This is a genomic window from Methylobacterium mesophilicum (assembly GCF_022179445.1).
GTDB classification, from domain to species: domain Bacteria; phylum Pseudomonadota; class Alphaproteobacteria; order Rhizobiales; family Beijerinckiaceae; genus Methylobacterium; species Methylobacterium mesophilicum.
Genome location: NZ_BPQU01000001.1, coordinates 478,532 through 498,617, shown reverse-complemented (window position 1 = coordinate 498,617; position 20,086 = coordinate 478,532). Strand labels below are relative to the sequence as shown.

At 65.7% G+C, this 20,086-nt stretch carries 24 protein-coding genes; 5 read left to right on the top strand and 19 right to left on the bottom strand.

Annotated features, from left to right (window positions below; all coding sequences use genetic code 11):
• Positions 1 to 45: 45 nt before the first annotated feature.
• From MFF40_RS02500 to MFF40_RS02480, 5 genes are all read right to left on the bottom strand, one after another.
• Entirely contained in the window at positions 46 to 249 is a 204-nt protein-coding gene (locus MFF40_RS02500) for a CsbD family protein (RefSeq protein WP_147830027.1), read from the bottom strand.
• A gap of 76 nt (positions 250 to 325) precedes the next feature.
• Complete coding sequence (locus MFF40_RS02495) at positions 326 to 1,246, bottom strand: PhnA-like protein (RefSeq protein WP_147852828.1); 921 nt, start codon at positions 1,244 to 1,246, stop codon at positions 326 to 328.
• A gap of 129 nt (positions 1,247 to 1,375) precedes the next feature.
• The gene (locus MFF40_RS02490) at positions 1,376 to 1,879 is read right to left on the bottom strand and encodes a CsbD family protein (RefSeq protein ID WP_147896713.1); all 504 of its coding nucleotides are present in this window, start codon (positions 1,877 to 1,879) and stop codon (positions 1,376 to 1,378) included.
• Between the two features lie 57 nt (positions 1,880 to 1,936).
• Positions 1,937 to 2,098 carry a CsbD family protein gene (locus tag MFF40_RS02485; RefSeq protein WP_238259566.1) on the bottom strand — a complete coding sequence of 54 codons (162 nt, stop codon included), beginning with the start codon at positions 2,096 to 2,098 and terminating at the stop codon, positions 1,937 to 1,939.
• Positions 2,099 to 2,190: 92 nt separating this feature from the next.
• Entirely contained in the window at positions 2,191 to 3,651 is a 1,461-nt protein-coding gene (locus MFF40_RS02480; RefSeq protein WP_147852829.1) for a helix-turn-helix transcriptional regulator, read from the bottom strand.
• Positions 3,652 to 3,856: 205 nt separating this feature from the next.
• Here MFF40_RS02480 and MFF40_RS02475 point away from each other — a divergent pair, with 205 nt between their 5' ends.
• Complete coding sequence (locus MFF40_RS02475; RefSeq protein WP_238259565.1) at positions 3,857 to 4,528, top strand: sigma-70 family RNA polymerase sigma factor; 672 nt, start codon at positions 3,857 to 3,859, stop codon at positions 4,526 to 4,528.
• Positions 4,529 to 4,569: 41 nt separating this feature from the next.
• On the opposite strand, the gene MFF40_RS02470 is transcribed toward MFF40_RS02475, so the two are convergent.
• A complete protein-coding gene (locus MFF40_RS02470; RefSeq protein WP_147896715.1) occupies positions 4,570 to 4,827 on the bottom strand; it encodes a hypothetical protein in 258 nt (85 codons plus the stop codon).
• 201 nt (positions 4,828 to 5,028) lie between these two features.
• Here MFF40_RS02470 and MFF40_RS02465 point away from each other — a divergent pair, with 201 nt between their 5' ends.
• Positions 5,029 to 5,235: a hypothetical protein gene (locus MFF40_RS02465; RefSeq protein ID WP_147896716.1), complete on the top strand. Its 207-nt coding sequence runs from the start codon at positions 5,029 to 5,031 to the stop codon at positions 5,233 to 5,235.
• A gap of 1,059 nt (positions 5,236 to 6,294) precedes the next feature.
• Here MFF40_RS02465 and MFF40_RS02460 read toward each other — a convergent pair.
• Both MFF40_RS02460 and MFF40_RS02455 read right to left on the bottom strand, forming a co-directional pair.
• Complete coding sequence (locus MFF40_RS02460; protein ID WP_147896717.1) at positions 6,295 to 6,597, bottom strand: DUF3862 domain-containing protein; 303 nt, start codon at positions 6,595 to 6,597, stop codon at positions 6,295 to 6,297.
• A 65-nt stretch (positions 6,598 to 6,662) separates the two neighbouring features.
• Complete coding sequence (locus MFF40_RS02455) at positions 6,663 to 7,874, bottom strand: efflux RND transporter periplasmic adaptor subunit (protein ID WP_238259564.1); 1,212 nt, start codon at positions 7,872 to 7,874, stop codon at positions 6,663 to 6,665.
• A gap of 136 nt (positions 7,875 to 8,010) precedes the next feature.
• Here MFF40_RS02455 and MFF40_RS02450 point away from each other — a divergent pair, with 136 nt between their 5' ends.
• Entirely contained in the window at positions 8,011 to 11,160 is a 3,150-nt protein-coding gene (locus MFF40_RS02450) for an efflux RND transporter permease subunit (RefSeq protein WP_147896719.1), read from the top strand.
• A gap of 255 nt (positions 11,161 to 11,415) precedes the next feature.
• Positions 11,416 to 12,402 carry a DUF808 domain-containing protein gene (locus MFF40_RS02445; RefSeq protein WP_147896720.1) on the top strand — a complete coding sequence of 329 codons (987 nt, stop codon included), beginning with the start codon at positions 11,416 to 11,418 and terminating at the stop codon, positions 12,400 to 12,402.
• Positions 12,403 to 12,649: 247 nt separating this feature from the next.
• Here MFF40_RS02445 and MFF40_RS02440 read toward each other — a convergent pair whose 3' ends face one another.
• The 6 genes from MFF40_RS02440 to MFF40_RS02415 all read right to left on the bottom strand — a co-directional run bounded on the left by MFF40_RS02440 (position 12,650) and on the right by MFF40_RS02415 (position 16,276).
• Positions 12,650 to 13,378 (bottom strand): SDR family NAD(P)-dependent oxidoreductase, encoded by a 729-nt coding sequence (locus MFF40_RS02440; protein WP_147896721.1) that lies wholly within the window; start codon positions 13,376 to 13,378, stop codon positions 12,650 to 12,652.
• Complete coding sequence (locus MFF40_RS02435) at positions 13,375 to 14,010, bottom strand: DUF938 domain-containing protein (RefSeq protein WP_147896746.1); 636 nt, start codon at positions 14,008 to 14,010, stop codon at positions 13,375 to 13,377. The genes MFF40_RS02440 and MFF40_RS02435 overlap by 4 nt, the downstream gene beginning before the upstream one ends.
• A 591-nt stretch (positions 14,011 to 14,601) precedes the next feature.
• Positions 14,602 to 14,892, bottom strand: a complete 291-nt coding sequence (locus MFF40_RS02430) for a hypothetical protein (protein ID WP_147896722.1) — start codon at positions 14,890 to 14,892, stop codon at positions 14,602 to 14,604.
• Positions 14,893 to 15,080: 188 nt separating this feature from the next.
• The gene (locus tag MFF40_RS02425) at positions 15,081 to 15,332 is read right to left on the bottom strand and encodes a PilZ domain-containing protein (RefSeq protein WP_147852864.1); all 252 of its coding nucleotides are present in this window, start codon (positions 15,330 to 15,332) and stop codon (positions 15,081 to 15,083) included.
• 236 nt (positions 15,333 to 15,568) lie between these two features.
• Positions 15,569 to 15,784: a hypothetical protein gene (locus MFF40_RS02420; protein ID WP_147896723.1), complete on the bottom strand. Its 216-nt coding sequence runs from the start codon at positions 15,782 to 15,784 to the stop codon at positions 15,569 to 15,571.
• Between the two features lie 267 nt (positions 15,785 to 16,051).
• Positions 16,052 to 16,276 carry a hypothetical protein gene (locus tag MFF40_RS02415; protein WP_147852839.1) on the bottom strand — a complete coding sequence of 75 codons (225 nt, stop codon included), beginning with the start codon at positions 16,274 to 16,276 and terminating at the stop codon, positions 16,052 to 16,054.
• A gap of 628 nt (positions 16,277 to 16,904) precedes the next feature.
• Between MFF40_RS02415 and MFF40_RS02410 the strand changes: the two genes are divergently transcribed.
• A complete protein-coding gene (locus tag MFF40_RS02410; protein WP_147896724.1) occupies positions 16,905 to 17,141 on the top strand; it encodes a hypothetical protein in 237 nt (78 codons plus the stop codon).
• 565 nt (positions 17,142 to 17,706) lie between these two features.
• Here MFF40_RS02410 and MFF40_RS02405 read toward each other — a convergent pair.
• The 5 genes from MFF40_RS02405 to MFF40_RS29045 form a co-directional block, all read right to left on the bottom strand.
• Positions 17,707 to 18,003 (bottom strand): hypothetical protein, encoded by a 297-nt coding sequence (locus tag MFF40_RS02405; protein ID WP_147852841.1) that lies wholly within the window; start codon positions 18,001 to 18,003, stop codon positions 17,707 to 17,709.
• Between the two features lie 61 nt (positions 18,004 to 18,064).
• Positions 18,065 to 18,277 carry a hypothetical protein gene (locus MFF40_RS02400; RefSeq protein ID WP_238259563.1) on the bottom strand — a complete coding sequence of 71 codons (213 nt, stop codon included), beginning with the start codon at positions 18,275 to 18,277 and terminating at the stop codon, positions 18,065 to 18,067.
• Positions 18,278 to 18,375: 98 nt separating this feature from the next.
• Positions 18,376 to 18,759: a VOC family protein gene (locus MFF40_RS02395; RefSeq protein ID WP_147896726.1), complete on the bottom strand. Its 384-nt coding sequence runs from the start codon at positions 18,757 to 18,759 to the stop codon at positions 18,376 to 18,378.
• Between the two features lie 46 nt (positions 18,760 to 18,805).
• A complete protein-coding gene (locus MFF40_RS02390; protein WP_147852843.1) occupies positions 18,806 to 19,045 on the bottom strand; it encodes a 3',5'-cyclic-nucleotide phosphodiesterase in 240 nt (79 codons plus the stop codon).
• A 239-nt stretch (positions 19,046 to 19,284) separates the two neighbouring features.
• Positions 19,285 to 19,590, bottom strand: coding sequence for a GCG_CRPN prefix-to-repeats domain-containing protein (locus MFF40_RS29045; protein ID WP_378997425.1), 306 nt, complete (start codon positions 19,588 to 19,590; stop codon positions 19,285 to 19,287).
• Positions 19,591 to 20,086 lie beyond the last annotated feature (496 nt).

Sequence of the window (20,086 nt, the reverse complement as noted above, 5' to 3'; positions counted from 1 at the left end):
TTCAATGGGGGCGACGGGACCCGAGCGGGCCGCCGCCGTCTCGGTTCAGCGCTTGCCGGTGACCTTGTCGACGACCGAGGCGACGCCGTCCTTGGCCTCGCCGACGGTGCGCTGAGCCTCGCCCTTGAGTTCCTGGGCCTTGCCTTCAACCACGAGCTTGTCGTTGCCCGTGACCTTGCCAGCGGCCTGCTTGACGTTGCCGGCGGCCTCGTTGGCGAGGCCCTTCAGCTTGTCCGTGGTGCTGCTCATGGGATGTCTCCTTTGGTTTGAGGGGGCGGATTGTCAGGGAGGAAGGACCGGTCATGGTGACCGGCCGGGGATCGGCTCAGACGCGACGGGCGTCGTAGCTGTCGGCGAGGGTGTGGAGCTTCGGGGCGCCTAGGCGGCCGCCGAAGAAGCCCGCCAGGGCGCCGAGGATCAGCGCGAGCGCGCCGTAGAACGCGCCCTGGGTGGCGGCCGATTTGGCGACGACGGCGGCGGCCTCGGCCTTCTGCTTGGCCGTCGCGACGGCTTCGGTGTACTGCTTTTCGTAGGTCTGGATCTGGGTCTTGGCCTGGTCGACCGGGATGCCCTGGGCCTTGGCCAGCGCATCGGCGGCGCGGTTCTCGGCCTGTGCCTTCTGCGACGCGTCACCCGTGAAGATGGCGCGGATCGCGGCGACGGCAGCCTCCTTGGCGGCCTGCGGATCCTGGCCGGCGGCCTGGTTGCGGACCGACTGCTCGATGCCGTCGAAGGGATTCGAGATCTTCGACAGCGACGGGGCGGCGGCCTGGGCCGCGGTCTGCACCGTGCCGCCCACGAGCGAGCCGGCGCCGCCGAGCGTGCTGGTGACACCCGAGAAGGCGCCGCCGATGAGGCCACCGGCCGCCGAGGTCAGCAGGTAGAGCACCACCAAGGTCGTCACCGCCCAGGAGACGAGGCCATGCAGGCCGGCCGCGCCGGTGACGGGCTTGCCCGACAGGCGCCCGGCGATGAAGCCGCCCGCGAGTGCGGCGACGATGCCGGAGCCAACGAACCAGATGCCGGCGCTCAGGGAGAGGGTCGAGGCTGCCGGGTTGTCGGCGGCGTTCGCCCCGACGCTGGACAGGCCGACGCCGACGCCGACCATGTTCAGGATGACCTGCGTCACCAGCGCGGTCACGGCCCCGGCGAAGATGGCGCCCCACGACACCTGGTTCAGCAGGATGGTGCGGGTGTCGGCCGAGGCCGCGACGGGAGAGGTCGCCAGAAGGGGAGAAGTAGACACGTACAGATGCTCCGGGTGGTCGGTCGTCCGAGGTAATCGGTCGTTCGAGAGGTTGGTCGGCGGGGTGGAAAGCCGCGGTCCGGCCGCGCAGTCCCGGCGCGGTCGGACCGATCAGTCGCGGACTAAGGTTCAGTCGCGGCCGTGGATGAGCAGGCCGATGCCGTAGCCGAGGAGGCCGGCCACCAGCAGCGCGGCGACCGGGTGCTCGGCGATCTGGCTGGTGGCCTCGCGGCCACCCGCACGCAGGGTGCGGCCGCCGTTCTCGTAGGCGTCCTCGGCCCGGTCGTAGGCCTCGCGGCCGGCGCTGCGCACGTAGCGTTCGCCCCGCTCGTAGGTGTCGCTGGCGGCACCCTGGGCGCGGCGCGCGCGATCCTCGACGTCGTCGGACCCGATCAGGTTGCCGACCGTATCGCGGACCCTGCCGCCGATGTCGCGGGCGGTGTCGGAAACAGTGTCAGCGGCGTCGCGCACGGCGTCCTTGGCTTGGCCGTAGAGGTTCTCGGCGGCGCCCTGCGCCTCGCGGGCGCGGCCCTCGACCGAATCCCGCCTCGACCCTGTGAGGTCGCCGACCGTGCCCTGAACCTTGCCGCCGAACTCCTTGGCGGCGCCCGTGATGCGATCCGTATCAACCATAAGGTGTGTCCTGTTCCAATTCGAAGAATGTTCGTCGGGTGCGACGCGTGATCGAGGCTACGGCTTAGGGGTCGCCTTCGGTTTCACGACGGACTTCGGTAATTTCTGCTGGGACTTGCCCTCAGCCTCGACTTTGGGGTCGCCGACCAACTTTCCGATGGCTTCCTTGATCGAGCCCTTGAGCTTGTCGGATGCCTCGGTCGTCTTCTGCGCGCTCACGGGGTGCTCCAAAGCCTGGGCGTTTGACACCCCTCATCAAGTGGCCCGTCGCTCCCGGCGAGCAATGATGCAGATGTACCAGTTGAGGGATTTTATTTGCTCGGCTGATCTAACGGAAATCCGTTGTCGCGCCCCCATACGATGGCTTCTGCGCGCTTGTGGACGTCGAGCTTCCGGTAGAGCGACGCCGAGTGGTTACGCACCGTGTTCCGGGACAGGTTCAGCCGCTTGGCGATGGCATCGTCCCCGAGCCCCTGGCAGATCAGGTCGAGGATCTGACGCTCGCGCACCGAGACGTTGGGGACGATGCCGTCCTTGTGGTCGGTCCCCGGCCGTCGCAGGTTGGCGAGCTTCTCGATCAGCCCCCGGCTGAACCAGGACGTATCGGCCATCACCGTCTCGATGGCCTCGAACAGCTCGCGCTCGGTGCGCTTGCGCTCGGTAATGTCTTGCAGGACCAACAGGGCGAATGTCTCGGAGCCGATCTCCACGCGCTCCGCAGAGACCAGGCAATCGAAATTGGTGCCGTCCTCGTGCTTGAGGCAGACCTCCAGGCCCAGGACGTAGCCCGTGCGCGCCACAGCCGACTCGAACTTGCTGCGGGCCGCATCGTGAACCCAGAGCCCGAGGTCCGCCGGCGAGCGCCCGGACACCTTGTCGGCGCCGTATCCGAACACCCGGGTGAACGCCTCGTTGACCCCGGTGATGGCGAAGCCGTCGGCACGGGCCAGCAGTGTCGGAACGGGGGTGAGCCGGAACGCCTTGGCGAAGCGCTCCTCGCTCTGACGCAGGGCCGTCTCGGCCTTCCGGCGCAGTTCCAAGTCCGCGAAGGTGAAGAGCATGCAGGGCTCATCGCCGAGTTCCATCGGCTGGCCGGCGACGATCACGTAGCGGCTGCCTCCGTCGGGTAGGTCGAGGCAGGCTTCCATCTGCGGGATGGTGCCGCCGCTGTTGAGGCGCGAGATCGCGAGATCCCGACTGCGGGCGCCAGACAGCACGTCGACCTCGTAGACGCTGCGGCCGATGACGGCGTCGCGGGTGTACCCGGTCATCTCCAGGAAGCCGAGATTGACCTTGACGTGGCGCAAGTCCGAAAGCCGGCAGATCACCGCCGGTGCAGGGTTGGCGTTGAAGGTGGCCTCGAAGCGCTCCTCGGCTTCGAACTGGTCCGAGACATCCTTTAGGATGAGCGCAAGGCAGCTCGGATTACCCTCGCGGTCTGTGGCGACCAGGCTGCGCAGGGAATGGACGAAGTCGACGTCCGGCCGGTCAGTGCGCTTCACGTCGACGATGACATCGTGGAAGCGCTCACCCGAGACGACGCGCTCCATCGGATACTGGTTTGGCGTGTGATTGTTGCGGTAGCGAAGGGCGAAACGCTCGCGGTATTGCTCGACCGTTTCGCCGAGTTCGCCGACGGTCTCCGCCCCGTGCATCGCGAGCGCGGCCTCATTGGCGTAGGCGATGGTCTGATCGGGCTCGACCAGAATCACGCCCTCGCTCAGGCCGGCGATAATCTGCCGAAGCTCATGCCTGTCGACGCTAACTGTCACCTCCGACCATCCTCCCGTTGCCCGGATCAAGCCAAGCCGTAACAGGCCGCGGCACAAGAGGGTTCCAGTCGATTCTGGCGCTGGATTGGTATATCTGGATCATTGACGTGAACGTGATCGATCAGTCAAAACCACAAGTGAGTTTTCCGGCGTAGAGGGGCGGATACAGCCAGTCGTTGCCTGCAGGAAGGTCGAGTCCCCTCGCATGTACTTAAGCACGATCTCTGAAAAACCTTCGCCGAGCGAGGGATCGCTCCGTCACGTCCAGGATGCAATCGGACGGCGACTGGATCAGCTCATCCCTAAAACAGAGGCGATCGATAACGACACGCGGCTCGGCCAGGTTTTGCTTCGCCTCCGTGCCGCCTTGCTCGACGCTGAGGCGGAGCGACAGGTCACAAAAACGTTCGGCGACGAGCTCATCGCCCTCGTGCCGCGCCTGCGCCGCTTCGCCCACGTGCGGACAGACGGCGCCGCCCAAGCGGACGACTTGGTTCAGGCGACCCTGCTCAAGGCCTGGGAGCACCGGTTTCGGTTCGAGGACGGTACGAATCTCATCGCGTGGTTGTTCACGATCCTGCGCAACACGCATCTGAACCAACGCCAGCGCATGCGCCGCGAGGTCGAGGATGTCGACGGGGCCATCGCAGGTACGTTGTCATCGGCACCCGACCAGGAGCATCGGATCGCCATCTCCGAGTTGCAGTGCGCGCTGGAGACCCTTCCCGAAGACCAGCGCGAGACCTTGCTGCTGGTGACAGTGGACGGGCTCCGGCACGAGGAGGCGGCCGCCATCCTCGGTTGTCAGGTGGGAACAGTGAAGAGCCGGGTCAGCCGGGCACGAGAGCGCCTTGCCATCGCCCTGGGCCCGTCATGACTGAGCAAGTGCCTGCGTTCGACGTCGAGGGAGCCGCCCCGTCATTCGATCCCGCGCCCACCGCCGCTCAGGTCCAGGCTGCCCTCGACAGCTACCTGCGGGTTCGCGCCCCCGATCAACGGTTGGCGTTCTGGAAAGCTGTCGCGCTCGGCTACGGCGGAAATTTCCAGATCCTGGCCGGATGCCCGATGCCGCCTACCGCCGCGACGTCGCCATAGATCGCGCGCGGGTGAGGACTGACGCGACACACGCTGAATTTTACCGGAATATAGCCTGTCGAAATGATACATCTGCATCATTGAGCGGTCTCGCGGCGATCATATCTCACGGTCATCGCCAAACGCATCGAAGCAAACGGCACGCGAATCCCGAAGTTATGCCGGGCCCAAAGAGTCCCCCCGATCAGGTCCGGCATGGCCGCAGGGCCGGACGTCGTGCCGCTCCGGGCGCACGTCCGGCCCGTAGGCCACCCATCGCGAACAATCATGGAGGATCCCACGATGGCCAATCCCGGCATGCCCGATCCGATCCCCGGCGGTGACATCCCCACCGAGATGCCGCCGCGGCCGTTCCCGGGCGAACGTTCGCTCGGGCCGGACGAGCCGTCCGCGCCCTACGAGGACGCGCCTATCGACGAACCGGTGCAGCCTGGTATCGGCCCCGATCGCCTGCCTGGGGCACCCACGGACCCGGGGATACGGGCCTGAGCATGGTCCCGCATGCCTTCGAGGCGCAGGCCATCCAGGAAGCCATAGAGTCCGGGATGGCGCGTTTCGAGCTCATGGCGATCCTGGGTGGCCTGCGCATTACGGATCTCATCCCCCCGCGGCAGACGAGCCGCCGGCAGACTATGCGGCCGGGGCCACGGGCGAACTCATGGTCCGCTACCTCGGCCGACTTGTCCTTCAGTAAGCCGCGCGCGAACTGCGCCGACGGCACCTTGCCGGGCGATCGTTCCAACACGCGATTCCTGCGTCGCCTCCGCATTGCCCATTCCCCGACCACCCGCAGGCTGCCGGACGCAGTGTCGAAACTCAGTCGGCCGGAGTTCTCAGACTAAACGAAGCGATCAATCCGGGGGGGTGAACGTTCAGCAACCCGGGTTCTGTGTAGGGAAAGCGCGGATTTGGTTCCGGGCAGTGCTCGGGCTCACAGGCTTTAACCTTGGATCACCCCGTTTCGCCCGATGATATGTGGCGTCCACTGACATAGGCGGTACGGTGCGCGAACAGCGCACGTTTCCGGCAGCCACGGCATACCTGCAGGGTCGAACTCAGCTTAACTTGAATGTACCCGACCATATTATTCAGGACATTTCCGACCCTACCGCATGCTCTCCGGCAAATGCTGCATCGGATTCGTGCGGCTCGGCGCACCTTGGCCCTGAACTGCGCCCTGCGATTGCATCACATCGGTCGAGGACTGGATCGCGCTCGGGGGAGAGACCTGATCGTTACGACCGCCTCGCCCGGATTGGTTCCGGTCCGGCGCTGCCGGCATCGTCCCCGGAGTCGGTTGATCGATCCGGCTCGCGGCTGATTGGGACAGCGCGTGTGGGGGAGCAGCGAGGCCAGCGGCCAAAACGCCCACGGCCAAGCTGAGACTCAGCGGGTAAGACCGAACGATGGCTGCGAAGGATCTGGCGGTCATCGCTCGATCATATCCTCTCGAAAGAACGTGGGTGCATGTGCGTTGAGCCGGCAATGCACCCGCGCCATCGTCGTTCCCTGTGATTCGGTCCGTCGACGCGAACAAAATCAGCACGTTCAGTGCAGGCCGAGCTGCGACTTGCTCGTGAGCCGACCGTTGCGGAAGGACAGGTTCAGGTTGGCGCCGGTGCTGCCGGTTCCGCGCCAGGAATACGTCGCCCGCTGAACCGTGCCGATCTCCATGTGGGTCATCCGACGACCCGGGCAGCCGAGGATCTTCACCGCCTGATTGTAGCGCGTCCCCTGCTTCAGCGAAGCGTAGGCGTCGCGGGTGACCCGGCACTCGGCCGTGCGCGCGGTCGCGGGCAGGCCGCCGACGATCAGGAGAAGGGCAGCGAGGGCAAGACGAGGCTTCGACATGGAGGCGTTGTCCCGAGACGACGGAATTGGGATGCGGCGCGATACGGGATCACGTAGCGCCGACCTCAGCCGGGCTTGCCCGAGGCCGGTGCGTCCCCGGTCCCGAGCTTCCGATCGGGCTCGACCTCCCCTGCCGACCGGGCGACGACCTTCAGGTTCTGCCGCATCTCCTGCAGGTGATCGACGACCACTTGGTCGCCATCCGAAAGCCCCTCCAGGATCGCGGTGTTCTCGCCGTAGGTGTCCCCGGTCGTCACGGGCTTCTGCTGAACCGTGCCGTTCGCGTCGACCGCGTAGACGATCTGTTGGGCCAGTTGCGAGTCGAGGGCGACGGTCGGCACCAGCAGCCTGTCCTTCGTGCCCGTCCGGATGCTGGCGCGGACGAACTGGCCTGGCAGGAAGCGCTCGTCGTCGTTCGGCATCAGGGCCCGGACGAGGCGGCGGGCCGTCCGGGGATCGAACCGGTTGTCGAGCTGGTAGATCTTGGCCTCGCGCACCGGCTTTCCGTCTTCGCCGAGCACCGACACGGTGACGCCCCCGTCCCGCATCGCCGCCCGGACCGCTTCGGAATCCTCGGAGGACAGGGCCATCTGGATGTCGATGGGATCGAGCTGGACCACGGAAACCAATTGGGTCTGGTTCTCGATGACGAGATCGCCGGGATTGATGGTCGACAAGCTGGCGCGCCCGTCGAAGGGGGCGTTAACGACCGCGTAATCCAGGTTGAGGTTCTGCCGGGCGATGGCGGCCTCCGCACCTTGCACCTGGGCCACGGCAGAGGTCCGGTTCGCCTGGAGCTGCTGGAACCGCTGCTCGGTGGCGTAGCCCTTGTCGGCGAGCGTCTCGGTCCGGTCCACCTCCGCCTGGGCGAAGGTGAGCTGGGCCTGGGCCTGGGCCTGCTGCGACTTGGCAGTCTGCAGCGCCACCTCGAAGGGCCGCGGATCGATGTGAAAGAGCACCTGCCCTTTCTTGACGTGGCCACCCGGTTCGAACGGGCGCTCCGTCACGTTGCCGGTCACCCGCGCCTGCAAGGTGGCATCCTGTTGGGAGATGATCGTGCCGGTATAAGTGACGGCGATCGGGACCTTCACTTTGCGGACGGTGATGGTCCGGACATCCAGCGGCGGCTCGGCCGGCTCCGTCGTCGCCTTGTCACCGGTGAAAGGCAGCGCGGCGGCGATCCGCTCCGGCGTGGGTCGCCCGGCCGCGTACCAGCCCCCTGCGCCCGCCAGGACGATCAGCCCCGCTCCGATACCAACCTTGACTGCTCTCCGCACCACTGACGCTCCCAAGACCGGCGGCTCCGCCCCCCGCGAGCGCGAGCGCCCCGGCGGCAGAGGAACACGCTCATCGGCCAGACGTTGCAACGCGGCCTCCACGTCGGCGGCGCACGACCGGAAGTCACGATCCCGCATGTTCGCCCGCTTCGTCGATCGGCCGGTACTGGCCGGCGTCATCTCCGTGTTGATTACGCTGATCGGCGCGGTCGCCGGCCTGACCTTGCCGATCGCCCAGTTTCCCGAGATCGCCCCACCGATCATCAACATTCAGGCGACCTATCCGGGGGCCAGCGCGCAGCAGGCCTACGAGGCCATCGCGATCCCGCTGGAGCAGGAGATCAACGGCGCCCAGAACCTGCTCTACATCAACTCGACCAGCAACACCGACGGCAGCGTCAGCATGGACGCAACCTTCGAGGTCGGCTCGGACCTCGACGCCGCGGCAGCCGAGGTCCTCACCCGCGCCAACCGGGCGGAGGCCAAGCTCCCGCCCTCGGTCAACGCGCAGGGTCTCGAAATCACGAAGAGCTCGCGCCAGCGGCTCGGCAACATCGTCCTCTACGCAGAGGACGGCGCGCCCTACGACGAGCTGTTTCTGGCCAACTGGGCCGAGACGCAGGTGATCAAGCCGCTGCGCCGGGTGCAGGGCATGGGCCGCATCGTCAACTTCTCCAACAAGCGCTACGCCATGCGGATCTGGCTCGATCCGTTGAAGATGGAGGCCCTCGGTATCAGCCCGGGCGCGGTCACCACCGCCATCACACAGCAGAACGCCCAGATCACCACGGGCACCCTCGGCAAGCCGCCGGTCGATCAGGCGACCGCCTTCGAGCTGCAACTCGTGACCCAGGGGCGCCTGCGCCAGCCCGAGGAATTCGGCAACATCCTCCTGCGCGCGAACCCGGACGGCTCCGTGGTCCGCATCCGCGACGTGGCGCGGGTCGAGCTCGGCTCCGAGCAGTACGGCGTCCGATCGAGCTTCGACGGAGCCCCCTCGGCCACCCTCGGGCTCTATCAGAACCCGGATGCCAACGCGGTTCAGGTGATGGACGGCGCCCGCGCCACGATGGTGGACCTCGCCAAGCGCTTCCCGCCGGGCTTGAAATACAAGATCGCCCTCGACCGCACGGAATTTGTCAAGGAAGCGATCTTCGAGGTCGTGCGCACTCTGTTCGAGGCGCTCGTCCTGGTGGTGATCGTCACCTACCTGTTCCTCCAGAACTGGCGGGCGACCCTGATCCCGGCCATCGCAGTGCCGGTGGCGCTGATCGGGACCTTTGGGCCGATGGCCCTGCTCGGCTTCTCGTTCAACACCCTGAGCCTGCTCGGCATGGTGCTGGCCGTGGGTCTCGTGGTCGACGACGCGATCATCGTAGTCGAGAACACCGAGCGCCTGATGGACGAGGGCATGGCGCCCCCTGAGGCCTCTCGCGAGGCCGTGACCGAGGTCGCCGGCCCCGTCATCGCCACGACCCTTGTCCTGGCCGCCCTGTTCGTCCCGGTGGCCTTCATCCCGGGCCTCACCGGCAAGCTGTACAACCAGTTCGCCCTGACCATCGCCATCTCGGTGATGATCTCGGCGGTGGTCTCGCTGACTCTAACCCCAGCCTTGTGTGGGCTGATCCTTAAGCACCGCGAGACGGACGCCAAGGACGAGAGCCGCTGGCGGGCGCCCCTACGCCGGTTCAACGCCGGGCTGGAGGGCGCGAGCCGCCGCCTCGTGGCCGCGATCGGCTGGCTGACCGGCCACATCGCCCTCGTCGCCATCGTGTTCGTGCTTTTCGCTGCCGTGACCGTGTGGATGACGATGCAGCGGCCTTCCGGCTTCGTGCCGGACGAGGACCAGGGCTACTTCTTTGCCGACGTGGTCCTGCCGAAGGGCGCTTCCGTGGCGCGCACCGACCGGATGGTCGACCGTGTCGGCGAGGCCCTGCGCGAGATCCCGAGCGTGGAGCACACGATCGGGGTGACCGGCCGCAGCATCCTCGCGGACGCGATCGCGCCGTTCTACGGTTTCCAGATTCCGACGCTGAAGCCCTGGGGCGAGCGCGACCAGAGCGTCACCGATGTCATCGCGACGGTCCAGAAGCACTTCAAGCACGACCCCGATGGCCAGATCCGGGTGGTGAACCCCTCCCCGCTCCCCGGGCTCGGCTCGCGCAGCGGCCTCACCCTGGAACTACAGGACCGCAGCGGTACCGGCGGGCTCAAGCTCGCCGAGGCCGCCCAGCGCTTCATCGCCGAGATGGAGAAGCTGCCCTCGGTCGGCCGCGCGATCCCGACGACCAGCTACGGCGTCCCGCAGATGCGGCTTGAGATCGACCGGGCCAAGGCCGAGCAACTCGGCGTGCCGCTCCAGAACCTGTTCGACGCGCTGGGGACCTATGTCGGATCGAGCTTCGTCAACCTCTTCAACCGCTTCGGCTACGTCTACCAAGTCTACGTGCAGAGCGAGGCCTCGGGCCGCCGTACGATCGAGGATGTCGAGGCGCTCACCGTGCTCAACAACCGCGGTGAGCCTGTCCGCGTCGGCTCGCTGATCCAGACGCACTTTGTCACCGGCCCGACCGCGGTCCTGTCCTATAACACCTACCCCACCATCGAGATCGCAGTGGACACCGCGGCCAACGCCAGTTCGGGCACCGCCATTGCGGCGATCGAGGCCCTGGCTGACTCCAAGCTGCCGTCCACTTACGCGGTGGAATGGACCGACGTCGCCTACCAGGAGAAGATCGCCGGGGGCTACGCGCCGCTGATCTTCGGCCTCGGCACGCTGATGATCTTCCTGCTGCTGGCCGGGCAATACGAGTCCCTGCGCCTACCCTTCGTGATTCTGCTCGGCACGCCGATCGCGATCTTCGGCGCGGTGGGCTTCCTGGCCATCCGGGGGCTCGCCCTCGACATCTTCGGGCAGGTTGGCCTCCTGCTCCTGGTCGGGCTGGCGGCCAAGAACTCGATCCTGCTGGTCGCGTTCGCCGAGGATCTGCGCAAGCAGGGCGAGGACGTGCTCAAGGCCGCCCAGGACGCGGCGCGTCTGCGCATGCGCCCGATCCTGATGACCTCGTTCGCGTTCATCATGGGCTCGGTACCGCTCGCCATCGCCAGCGGCGCCGGCGCCAACGCCCGGGTCTCGATGGGCACCGTTGTGATCGGCGGCCTGCTTGTGGCGACCTTCATCACCCTGTTCGTGACGCCGACTTTTTACGTCGCCTTCGAGCGGCTCCTGGGTAAGCCCGCCGCGTCCCAGGAGCACGAAAGTGCGGCACCGCAACCCGCCGAGTGACATGGTGGTTCGGACAACCGAGACGGCGGTCGAAGGCTTGATCCCGCTGAAGGCCATTTGGCTCGCGTCAGCCTGAGCGCCCGTTCGGACAGCATCTTTGCAACCGAACCACACTGTGCCCCTGGAGATCCAGGAATTTCCAGGCCATAGGCGAGCATCGCTGGCTGCCCTGCCGCTTCGATCTTTTGGTGTGACGGATCAAATCCGGTCGCGGATTGTCAGTTGGGCGAAATTCTTGCGGACGAGGACAGGCCTGTGAGCGTTGGATTGATCGCCCTGCTGGACGATGTCGCGTTCATGGTCAGGGCGGCGGCGGCATCCCTCGACGATGTGGCGGGTCAAGCCGCCAAGGCCGGAACGAAGGCGGCCGGCGTCGTCATCGACGATGCGGCGGTCACGCCGCGCTACGTCGTCGGTTTTGCGGCGGAGCGCGAACTGCCGATCGTCGGCAAGATCGCCGTGGGATCGCTCCGGAACAAGCTCCTGTTCCTGTTGCCGGGCGCGCTCGCGCTCAGCGCCTTCGCGCCCTGGGCGATCACACCGCTCCTGATGCTGGGCGGCGCGTACCTCTGCTACGAGGGCACCGAAAAGGTCTACGAGGCCCTCTTTCCGCATCACGGGCATGATGCGGAAGGCGGGGGCGACACCGGGAGCGACCAAGCCCGGGAAGAAAGCCGGGTGGCGAGCGCCATCAAGACCGACTTCATCTTGTCGGCCGAGATCATGGCGATCACCCTGGCAGCCCTGCCAGAGGGCAGCTTCTGGATGCGGGCGGCCGTGCTGGCCATCGTCGCCCTGGGAATCACCGTTGGGGTCTACGGCGTGGTCGCGCTCATCGTGAAGGCCGACGACGCGGGCCTTGCGCTCGCCCGCAGCACGGCGGGACCACCGTTCGGAGGCCTCGTCCGCGGTCTCGGGCGCGGCGTGGTCCACGGCATGCCGATCCTGCTCAAGATCCTCGCCTTCGTCGGCACGGCGGCGATGATCTGGGTCGGCGGCGGGATCCTGATGCACGGGATGGAGGCATACGGCCTGTCAGCGCCGGCGCATGCCGCGCACGAGGCCGCGGTGGGTGCGGCCTTATCCGTTCCGTTTGCCGCGGGCATCGTCGAATGGTTGGTCACCGCACTGGCGTCGGGCCTGATCGGCTTGGCGGTCGGCGGATTGTTGATTCCGTTGACGAGCTTCGTCCTGGCACCGGCGTGGCGGACCCTGCGGGGCCTGTGGAGGCGGAGCGTTTGAAGCGAAGCTGCAGTCAGTCGTAGAAGACTTCTTGACGCAATTGGCCGTCCATCTGCCTTGGAAGCATTGAGGTATCGCACGCTTTGAGGGTCTGCCGCGACGTTTGCTTTAAGCCTTACTTGTGAATGGTACCGATAGCAGTAATGGTTGCTCGGCGATCGATAGAAATCGGTATCGAGATGATGCCTGCCGCGGTTGCCGGCCCAGCAGTCAGGTACCACCGGGCGTATCTTGGTCGGTACTGCGCTCAGGCCGGGATACGCATGCCATTCCAGGCGAAGACGCCGCCGGTGTCTTTCGCCCCGAGGCTGTCGAGCACGCGCAGGAGATGGGCTGCGCTCACGTCGGGCTGAACGACACCCTGGGCGGTGGGATCTGACCGGAAAGGCCGCGACAGGTTCGAGGCGACCGTCCCCGGATGCAGGCCGACGACGAGCGCCTCCGGTCGGTTGCGCGCCACTTCGATCGCAAGGGTCCGCAGGATCTGGTTCAACGCCGCCTTCGACGCGCGGTAGGAGTACCAGCCGCCCAAACGGTTGTCCTCGATGGAGCCGACCCGCGCCGACAACGCCGCAAACACGCAGCGTCCCCGGCGCGCCAGTAAAGGCACGAAATGCTTGGCCACGAGGGCCGGGCCAATCGTGTTGACCGAAAAGACGGCGGCCATCGCGGCGGGATCAAGGGCCTTGAACGACTTTTCGGGTGAAACGCCGTCCTGATGAAGGATGCCGGTTGCGACGATGACCAAGCCGACAGGTCCGGTCGCGCCCACACTCTCCGCAGCCGCAGCGATCGTGGCCTCGTCGCCGAGGTCGATCGGAACGGTGCGGACGCCGTGCGGCGCTGACGGCTCCGAACGGGAAAGCGCGAAGACCGGGGCGTAGGCCTCGCTGGCCGCGAGGGCGCACACCAGAGCCCTGCCTATCCCGCCGGAGGCGCCGATGACGACGGCGCTGGTGGATGCGGAAGCCGTCAATGCGAGGCCCCGCCGACGTTCGCGGAGGGTGGGTTTAGCTTGCGGAAGATCAAGCTGAGGTTGTTGGCGGGCATCGCAACGCGCTCGGCGAGGTGGAGCCCGTACGCGCCGGCGGCAGCCGAGACGGCCTCGATGTCGCGCACCTCCCAGGATGGGTTCCGCATGCGCAAGCTCTCGTCGAACGCGGCGTTGCTCGGCGCGGTGTGGGCACCGTCCTCCCGAAACGGACCGTAGAGGTAGAGAATCCCACCCACGGGAAGCGTCGCGCCCGCGCCGGCCATCAGCCCGGTGGCCGCGTCCCAGGGGGCGATATGGATCATGTTGATCGCGACGATTCCGTCCGCCTTGGCCACCGGCCACGGCTGCCCGGCCGCGTCGATCGCCAACGGGGACCGGAGGTTCGACAGGCCGGAGGCTCGCGCATGGGCGAGGATGCTGCGGCGCGCCGCCTCGTCCGGATCGCTGGGCTGCCAGTCGAGGTTTGGCATCGCCCGGGCGAAGTGAACGGCGTGCTCGCCCGATCCGCTGGCGATCTCCAGAACGACGCCGCCGGGCGGAACGACGCGCTTCAGGACTTCGACGATCGCTGCGGCATTGCGGGCAACGGCCGGCGAGTACAGGGCATCCGACATGGGGGGCTTCAAGCGACGATCCCTTGAGGCCGAATGGCCTGCCATCGCAGCATGGCTGTTTTCAGCGGCTCGCGCACCTGCATGATCGGCAGAGGTGTGCTGTTGCCTGGCCACTTCGGTAGCCCCTCAGCGCCTCCGCCAGGATGAGCGCGTCCTCCCCGTCGACGCCGATGCTACGCCCCTTCATGCCGATATTCGTAAGCTCGAGGGAAATCAGCGCGGCGCTCAGGCCGCAAGCCGATACCGATCAACCATGCATCCACCGGCCGGACGTACATCACGCGTGCAGATGTGCGCCGCGTGGTCGAGCCGACTTGTCCCACCGCTGGCCTCCGACCGCGCCAGGAGGCAAGTACGAGCTGGTTCAACCAGATCGAACTGGACGGGCTGGCCGGCCCTGCGCTAGACGACGAAGGTTCGCGAGCGAACGCGACCGCCGCTAACGCGCTTGCGGCCTGCGTTCCGGAGTCGTCGGTCCCACCAAACGGGGCGGTGTCCTGAATGCCCCGTCCGGTACGTCACAACCGGACCATGCCGGAAGTGAGACGAAGGCCGCGAGGTCCAAGGCCCTGTGGTCGTTGCTCTGGAACGCTACGCGACCTTGTTGCGACGCGACGTCGATTTCTCAGGCGTGGGCGACACGGCCTTGGCGTGGTCGGCGACCACACGGAGTGCCGCCACCATCGCATCGGCCTGTTCGTCGAGGACCGTTACCGTCCGGCCGTCGCGGGCGCTGCTCCACCCGATGAGCAGGCACGCAAGCCCGGTCGCGACACTCGCGACCAGAGGTGCCGTGAGGAGCGCCGCCAGGGGACTCAGCGGCGCGAGGACGATGGCCGTCACGAGACCGCTACCGATTGCGGCCGCTACCAAGAGGATCATCGGAGGCTCGCCCGACATGCGCGGTAGACCACCTCCACCGACCACCCATTAACCACTATGGCGAAACCGTTAACGAGTGGTTAACGACAAGGTCTGCAGCGACTATCTGCTCTAGATCCCTTCCTATGGCCAAGGTTCGATCAACATCGATCTTCAGCGATTGATAGAGATAGGGGTCGGGTGTCCGGTCACTCCATCAGGTCGGTCAGGGCGCCGATCTCATCGGAGCTTTTCCAGACCGTCTCGCATCCGATCACCTTGTCGGTGGCGTCGAATATCAGTGTGAACTTGTCCGGCACGCGCTCGGTACCGTCGAGCCGGACCCGCACGCCCCACTTCGAGATGTCGTGGATCACGCACGGGATCGCTGCCTCATCGGGTACGGTGATGCGCCCCATCATGTTGATGGAGACGCGACGAGCGGATCTCTGATTGTCCATGGGATCACTCAAGGCGGGCTTACGTTCAGTATAGGCTCGTGATCCTTCGCTGGCGATTTGCACATTACATCAAATTGGACTTATTCGCTTGGGCTGCGGACGATCGACGCGGTGACAGCCTCACCAATTGAGCATAGCATCGAAACGACGTCAGCCTGTGCGCCTCATGGAGGCAGATGTTCGTCCCTCCCGATCAGCGACCTGTCCCGCCCCGGTGGGAGCCGCCGCGCAAACCCTCACGGGATGCCAAGCGGGCCGAGAACGCTGCCGTCACGCTGATCATCCTGATCTCGATCCTCGGTTTGTTCGCGCCGATTGCGGGCGGGACGCTGATCGCCGTGGTAGCCGCCTTGATCAGGCACCTCTCTCCTCACTAAGTTTGAAGAAAACCGGTGTTCCGGCTGAAGCTCGCGACCGATCTGGCCCCTGCCATTTTGGATCGCCCACAGCATGATCGGGTTTCAAGCCGCGGACATCCGTAGCGACCGGTAGGTTGCCCCGCTCGCCACCCTCGGCCGCCTACGCCATGACCCGCACAGGTGCGGCCGGGCACGCGGTCCGTGGCCCTCTGCGTCTGCAACGCGGAGTTGCAGGCGGCATGGCAGGTCTTGGGACCGCCGACGATGGAGCGCACCATCGACCGCCCGTCATTCAAACTTCCGTCGCCGCCTCGCTGGCTGGAGAAGAGCGACCCTGCACGCTGCTTCGGTCAATGCTCGCTACCGCTTGGCGTCGAAAGCGCGTGGCCCTATCGGCTCGCATGAGACGAACAGGCTCGCGAGCCAGAACAGCGTCATAGCCGCAATCGCTGCCCCAGTTCCGACCAACGGGCTGACGATCAGCGCGGCCAGCACGCCGTGTTTCCACATCAGGGCGAGTGCGATGAGCCAGCCGAGGCTCGCTGCGATCGTCACGCGGAAGATGCAGCATTCGGATGCCTGCATGAGGATCTCCTTCCATGTTGCAACCAGTACGTGCAATCATGGATCCCTCACTCAATGTGTTGGATTACTGAGGCGCGGACATCTCGCAAACGCCGTGTTGATCCTGCCACATCGACCCAGGCCGTCCGGGCATCATCGTGCCCCATAGCGCCGTGCGAGGCTTGATATCCCTCCAGTCGCCGCACCCTCAGCCCAGGACGTCGTCCCCGCCATTGCAGCTTCGGCCGTCGCTCGACGAGCGGGAACGAGCTAATCGCGACGGTGAAAACCGATCACGACCGCCGTGTCCTTCGGTGACAGCACCGTCGAACCGGAATCCTTCATTCCCGCACGTTGTTCGGCCGCCGAGCTCGAACATCTCGGTGCGGCCGGTATCGGGTTGATTCTCCGGCGCTTCACGAGCGGCCTCTGGCGCGCTTGAACATGTTGGATCGCTCGACAGATCGCCTCAGTCATCGCGGCGCTGTCGTGAGGAACCTGGCCCATCGGGCGGCCCGCTCACGGGTGGCTGAAATGCGCTACTGAATTGTGGAAACAAATATCTGGCGGTCGCGTGTCCCGTTAAACGCACCTTTACCCTGCCGGAGCCCCCATGAAACGCAGTGCGGCCCGGGCTCGTACTAAGTGAATGATCGACGTGCCCATCGTACCGGCCGAGCCGATGTCCCAGAGCGAGGACGCGCTCACCCACATGTCGCAGGCCGCATTCGTGGCAGCGTGGGAAATTTTTGTGGGAGAGCCACCGGCCATGATGCTTGAAAGCCGATCCGCGATGATCCGGCTTCTGGTCGAAAGCACGCCGGCAGCGCAACTGGAACAGCTCAGCGAGCCTTCACAGACCCATCAGACCCATCAGACCGATTAGACGCCAGTGCGCGCGATTCCCTGACACGCATATCAAGCCCGGGAGCCAGATTCTGGCGCGTAGGCCGTGACGCTAAGCGATACCGGGTCACTCGAAGCCAGGGAACAGACAAGGCCCGCCCGGGTGTTCCCGTAGCGGGCCTGATGCGAGCGCGTCGGCGATGCCGTTCCATTGGCGCTCAGCCCCCCAGCCGATCGCCAGGATCAACCTGCGGTGACATAGTTAACGGTCCGTTGACTATGGCCGACCGACAGATAGGCGCAGGCCGCTGGCGGTTCGGACGACGATCCGGAGCGTTCCACCGTGACCCAACAGCATAATTGCGAGCTACGGCCCGGCATGAGGGCACTGACGTTAGCCGCCCTCTGGAACGTCAACCAACCCAGCGATGGGCCCGCCCAGAATTGATGCGGCGCCGTCGGCTTCACCTCGGCTTGATCCCACTCGCAAGGTTGGATCAATGATCGCCCAGGTCAGCGTCGTGCTCGTCGTCGGCGCCATGACGGGAACGATCTCTGAAACAGGGTAAGCCCGCAGGCCGATCGCCTACGGGCCAGGAATCATCTCAGCAGTTGTCGTCACCCGGCTTCACCGGCTGGCCCTCGGGGGCCTTCTTCTCGCCCTTGTCCGCCATCGTGCCAACTCCGGCGTTGTTCATGGCGCCGACCGTACCAGGGGATTCACCCTTGGCACCTGGCGTCACCTTGGCGGTCGAGCCACCTTCGACGTTCGAGCTGGTATCCTTGGTCGTGGGGCCATTGGTGCTGGTGGTGGTGCCCACCTTGCACGGGGCCGCGAAGGACGTCGTCGCAGTCAGCGCAATGATGGCGACGGCGCCCGTCAGCGTAGCGATGCGTGGCATGGTTCCTCCTGATTTGGTTAAGGAGGAAGAGGCAAGATCGAGCAATAGTTCCGTCGGAGCTTCAGTCTTCGCGGCCGCCTTCGACAGCGCCGTCCGTGGGCTCCAGGAGCCAATCGGGGAGGATCGGGACCACCTCTCCAGCCACCTCGCCGGCGGTCGTCAATGCCTTTTCCGCCTTAGCTTCCGGACTTTCGGCCCGAACCTCGGCGAACAGTTTACGCGCCAGGCGGTCCAGCTCTTCGTCCGACAAAGTTTGGCTTGGCTCGACCGACATGGGCTTCCTCGTGAAAAGGGTTCCGCCGGCTCTGCCCCGCCGCCCGATCTGAATGCGGGTGGGCGGGACAGTCGCCTATTTCGCCAAACGGACGGGTATCAGCCTGCGATCCGATGAAGAGCGCAGAGTTTGTTGCCGTCCGGGTCGCGGAGATACGCCAAGTACAACCGGCCGGAGCCGCCTTGGCGTTCACCCGGCGGATCTTCCACCGAAGTGCCGCCGTTCGCGACACCTGCAGCGTGCCAGGCTTTTGTCTCCTCCGGGCTGTCCATTGTGAACCCGATGGTGCCGCCATTCGCGCCACTCGCCGGATTTCCGTCGATCGGCTTGCTGATCATCAAGCGTGCGCCTTTGTGCGTGTAGATCAGCCGTCCCCGCGCATCCTCTACGCCGGAGCCCGCTCCGCTCGCGGCGAAGAGTGCATCGTAGAACGCTTTTGATCGCGCCAAATCGTTGCTGCCGACCATGATGTGGCTGAACAAGATTTATCTCCCGACTATGAATGTATGTCGTATCTTGTTGAGAAATTTACTTGCCGCCGCCGCTCTTGTACGCATCGATCGCGCTGCGGCAATTCGGCGACATCTGGCTCATGTTTTTCTTGAAGCAGGCGTCCATCTGCGGGCTATTCGGATCGATGCCGGCGCAGAACGTGATGGCGTCACCCGCGCAATAGGTCTGTAGATCCGCATTGCCGCGCTTCGGAGCCTGCGCCGAGGCGGGGACGGCAATGGCGACGAGGCCGAAGGCGATGATGAGCGTGCGCATTTTTGATCCCTAACCGAAGCGGTTCGTAGCGCCCTAACGAACTCAGCGCAGGTTTTATCCCTCCCCGAAGCGGATCTCGCCGCCGCCGCCCTTCCGGGGACGGCATCCAATGGCAATTGCCCCCCCAGTCGATCAGGGTTCGCGCGCGCATCGCGCCCTCGGACAGGCGGCTGCGCCGCGCCCGACGGCCGCCGCCCTAGCCAGCCGACCTTCGCGCCGCGGACCGGTGCTGCGATCTCCTACCGGTAGCCGCCTCCAGGCAACCGGCCATGGAAGGGCGTATTGCGGCAATGTCCCCACGGGCCGCGCCAGTAGCCCGGAGGGCACCCGTTCCCCGCGCGGACCTGATACCAACCGCCCGGGAGAGGACCGGAGTACGGGGTGTTCCGGCAATGCCCCCACGGACCACGCCACGCACCTGGTCCGCAACCACCCGCGACACGGGTAACCGGAGCAGGGCCGCCGAGGTCGGCCGCGATCGGCATCGCATGGGCCGCCGCCAGCGGTAGGGCCGTGAGAGCTGCGGCAACGATCAATGTGCTCATCATTGCCATGATTGATTTCCTCTCTGTCCAATCACTGATGTGCTCGCGCAAGCCGTCGGAACAACCTAAAACTTTGGCGGGCGATGCATAAAATATTGCCCATGCAACGGAATGGTTTTGGAAAAGCAGACAATGCAATGCGATTCAGACAAATAACCGGGCCGGATCGATCGATGATTTTTACGCTCCGAGCCTTGCCGGGCGCTGACCAGCAATCCGAAGGGCCATTTGCCGTCATGTTGCATGCCAAGCCGCCGGAAGGCTCCGCCGGGGCCCTGTAACAGTCACGTCTGCTGGGACCGGCCAGGGAGCCATGGCGCCACAGGGGCGGACCTATCGGGTAGAGCATCTGTTGCCACCTCGGATCCGCCATTGTGGATCAGCGAGGTTTCCAGGTGGCAGAGCGGCATTCCAGTCAAAACGGACAGCACGGTGGTCCCAGCATGCCGATGTTCTGCGGAATCATTGGCGCCACCGGTCTGATGCTGGCAGCGCT

Bases quoted from the DNA above. Each gene is read 5' to 3' on its own strand.
- MFF40_RS02460 (WP_147896717.1), bottom strand. From the start codon at position 6,597: ATGTCGAAGCCTCGTCTTGCCCTCGCTGCCCTTCTCCTGATCGTCGGC.
- MFF40_RS02400 (WP_238259563.1), bottom strand. From the start codon at position 18,277: ATGTCGGTCGAGCCAAGCCAAACTTTGTCGGACGAAGAGCTGGACCGC.
- MFF40_RS29045 (WP_378997425.1), bottom strand. From the start codon at position 19,590: ATGAGCACATTGATCGTTGCCGCAGCTCTCACGGCCCTACCGCTGGCG.
- MFF40_RS02490 (WP_147896713.1), bottom strand. From the start codon at position 1,879: ATGGTTGATACGGATCGCATCACGGGCGCCGCCAAGGAGTTCGGCGGC.
- MFF40_RS02500 (WP_147830027.1), bottom strand. From the start codon at position 249: ATGAGCAGCACCACGGACAAGCTGAAGGGCCTCGCCAACGAGGCCGCC.
- MFF40_RS02410 (WP_147896724.1), top strand. From the start codon at position 16,905: ATGATCGACGTGCCCATCGTACCGGCCGAGCCGATGTCCCAGAGCGAG.
- MFF40_RS02415 (WP_147852839.1), bottom strand. From the start codon at position 16,276: ATGCAGGCATCCGAATGCTGCATCTTCCGCGTGACGATCGCAGCGAGC.
- MFF40_RS02435 (WP_147896746.1), bottom strand. From the start codon at position 14,010: ATGTCGGATGCCCTGTACTCGCCGGCCGTTGCCCGCAATGCCGCAGCG.
- MFF40_RS02470 (WP_147896715.1), bottom strand. From the start codon at position 4,827: ATGATGCAGATGTATCATTTCGACAGGCTATATTCCGGTAAAATTCAG.
- MFF40_RS02390 (WP_147852843.1), bottom strand. From the start codon at position 19,045: ATGCGCACGCTCATCATCGCCTTCGGCCTCGTCGCCATTGCCGTCCCC.
- MFF40_RS02425 (WP_147852864.1), bottom strand. From the start codon at position 15,332: ATGGACAATCAGAGATCCGCTCGTCGCGTCTCCATCAACATGATGGGG.
- MFF40_RS02475 (WP_238259565.1), top strand. From the start codon at position 3,857: ATGTACTTAAGCACGATCTCTGAAAAACCTTCGCCGAGCGAGGGATCG.
- MFF40_RS02450 (WP_147896719.1), top strand. From the start codon at position 8,011: ATGTTCGCCCGCTTCGTCGATCGGCCGGTACTGGCCGGCGTCATCTCC.
- MFF40_RS02430 (WP_147896722.1), bottom strand. From the start codon at position 14,892: ATGATCCTCTTGGTAGCGGCCGCAATCGGTAGCGGTCTCGTGACGGCC.
- MFF40_RS02420 (WP_147896723.1), bottom strand. From the start codon at position 15,784: ATGCTGTGGGCGATCCAAAATGGCAGGGGCCAGATCGGTCGCGAGCTT.
- MFF40_RS02405 (WP_147852841.1), bottom strand. From the start codon at position 18,003: ATGCCACGCATCGCTACGCTGACGGGCGCCGTCGCCATCATTGCGCTG.
- MFF40_RS02465 (WP_147896716.1), top strand. From the start codon at position 5,029: ATGGCCAATCCCGGCATGCCCGATCCGATCCCCGGCGGTGACATCCCC.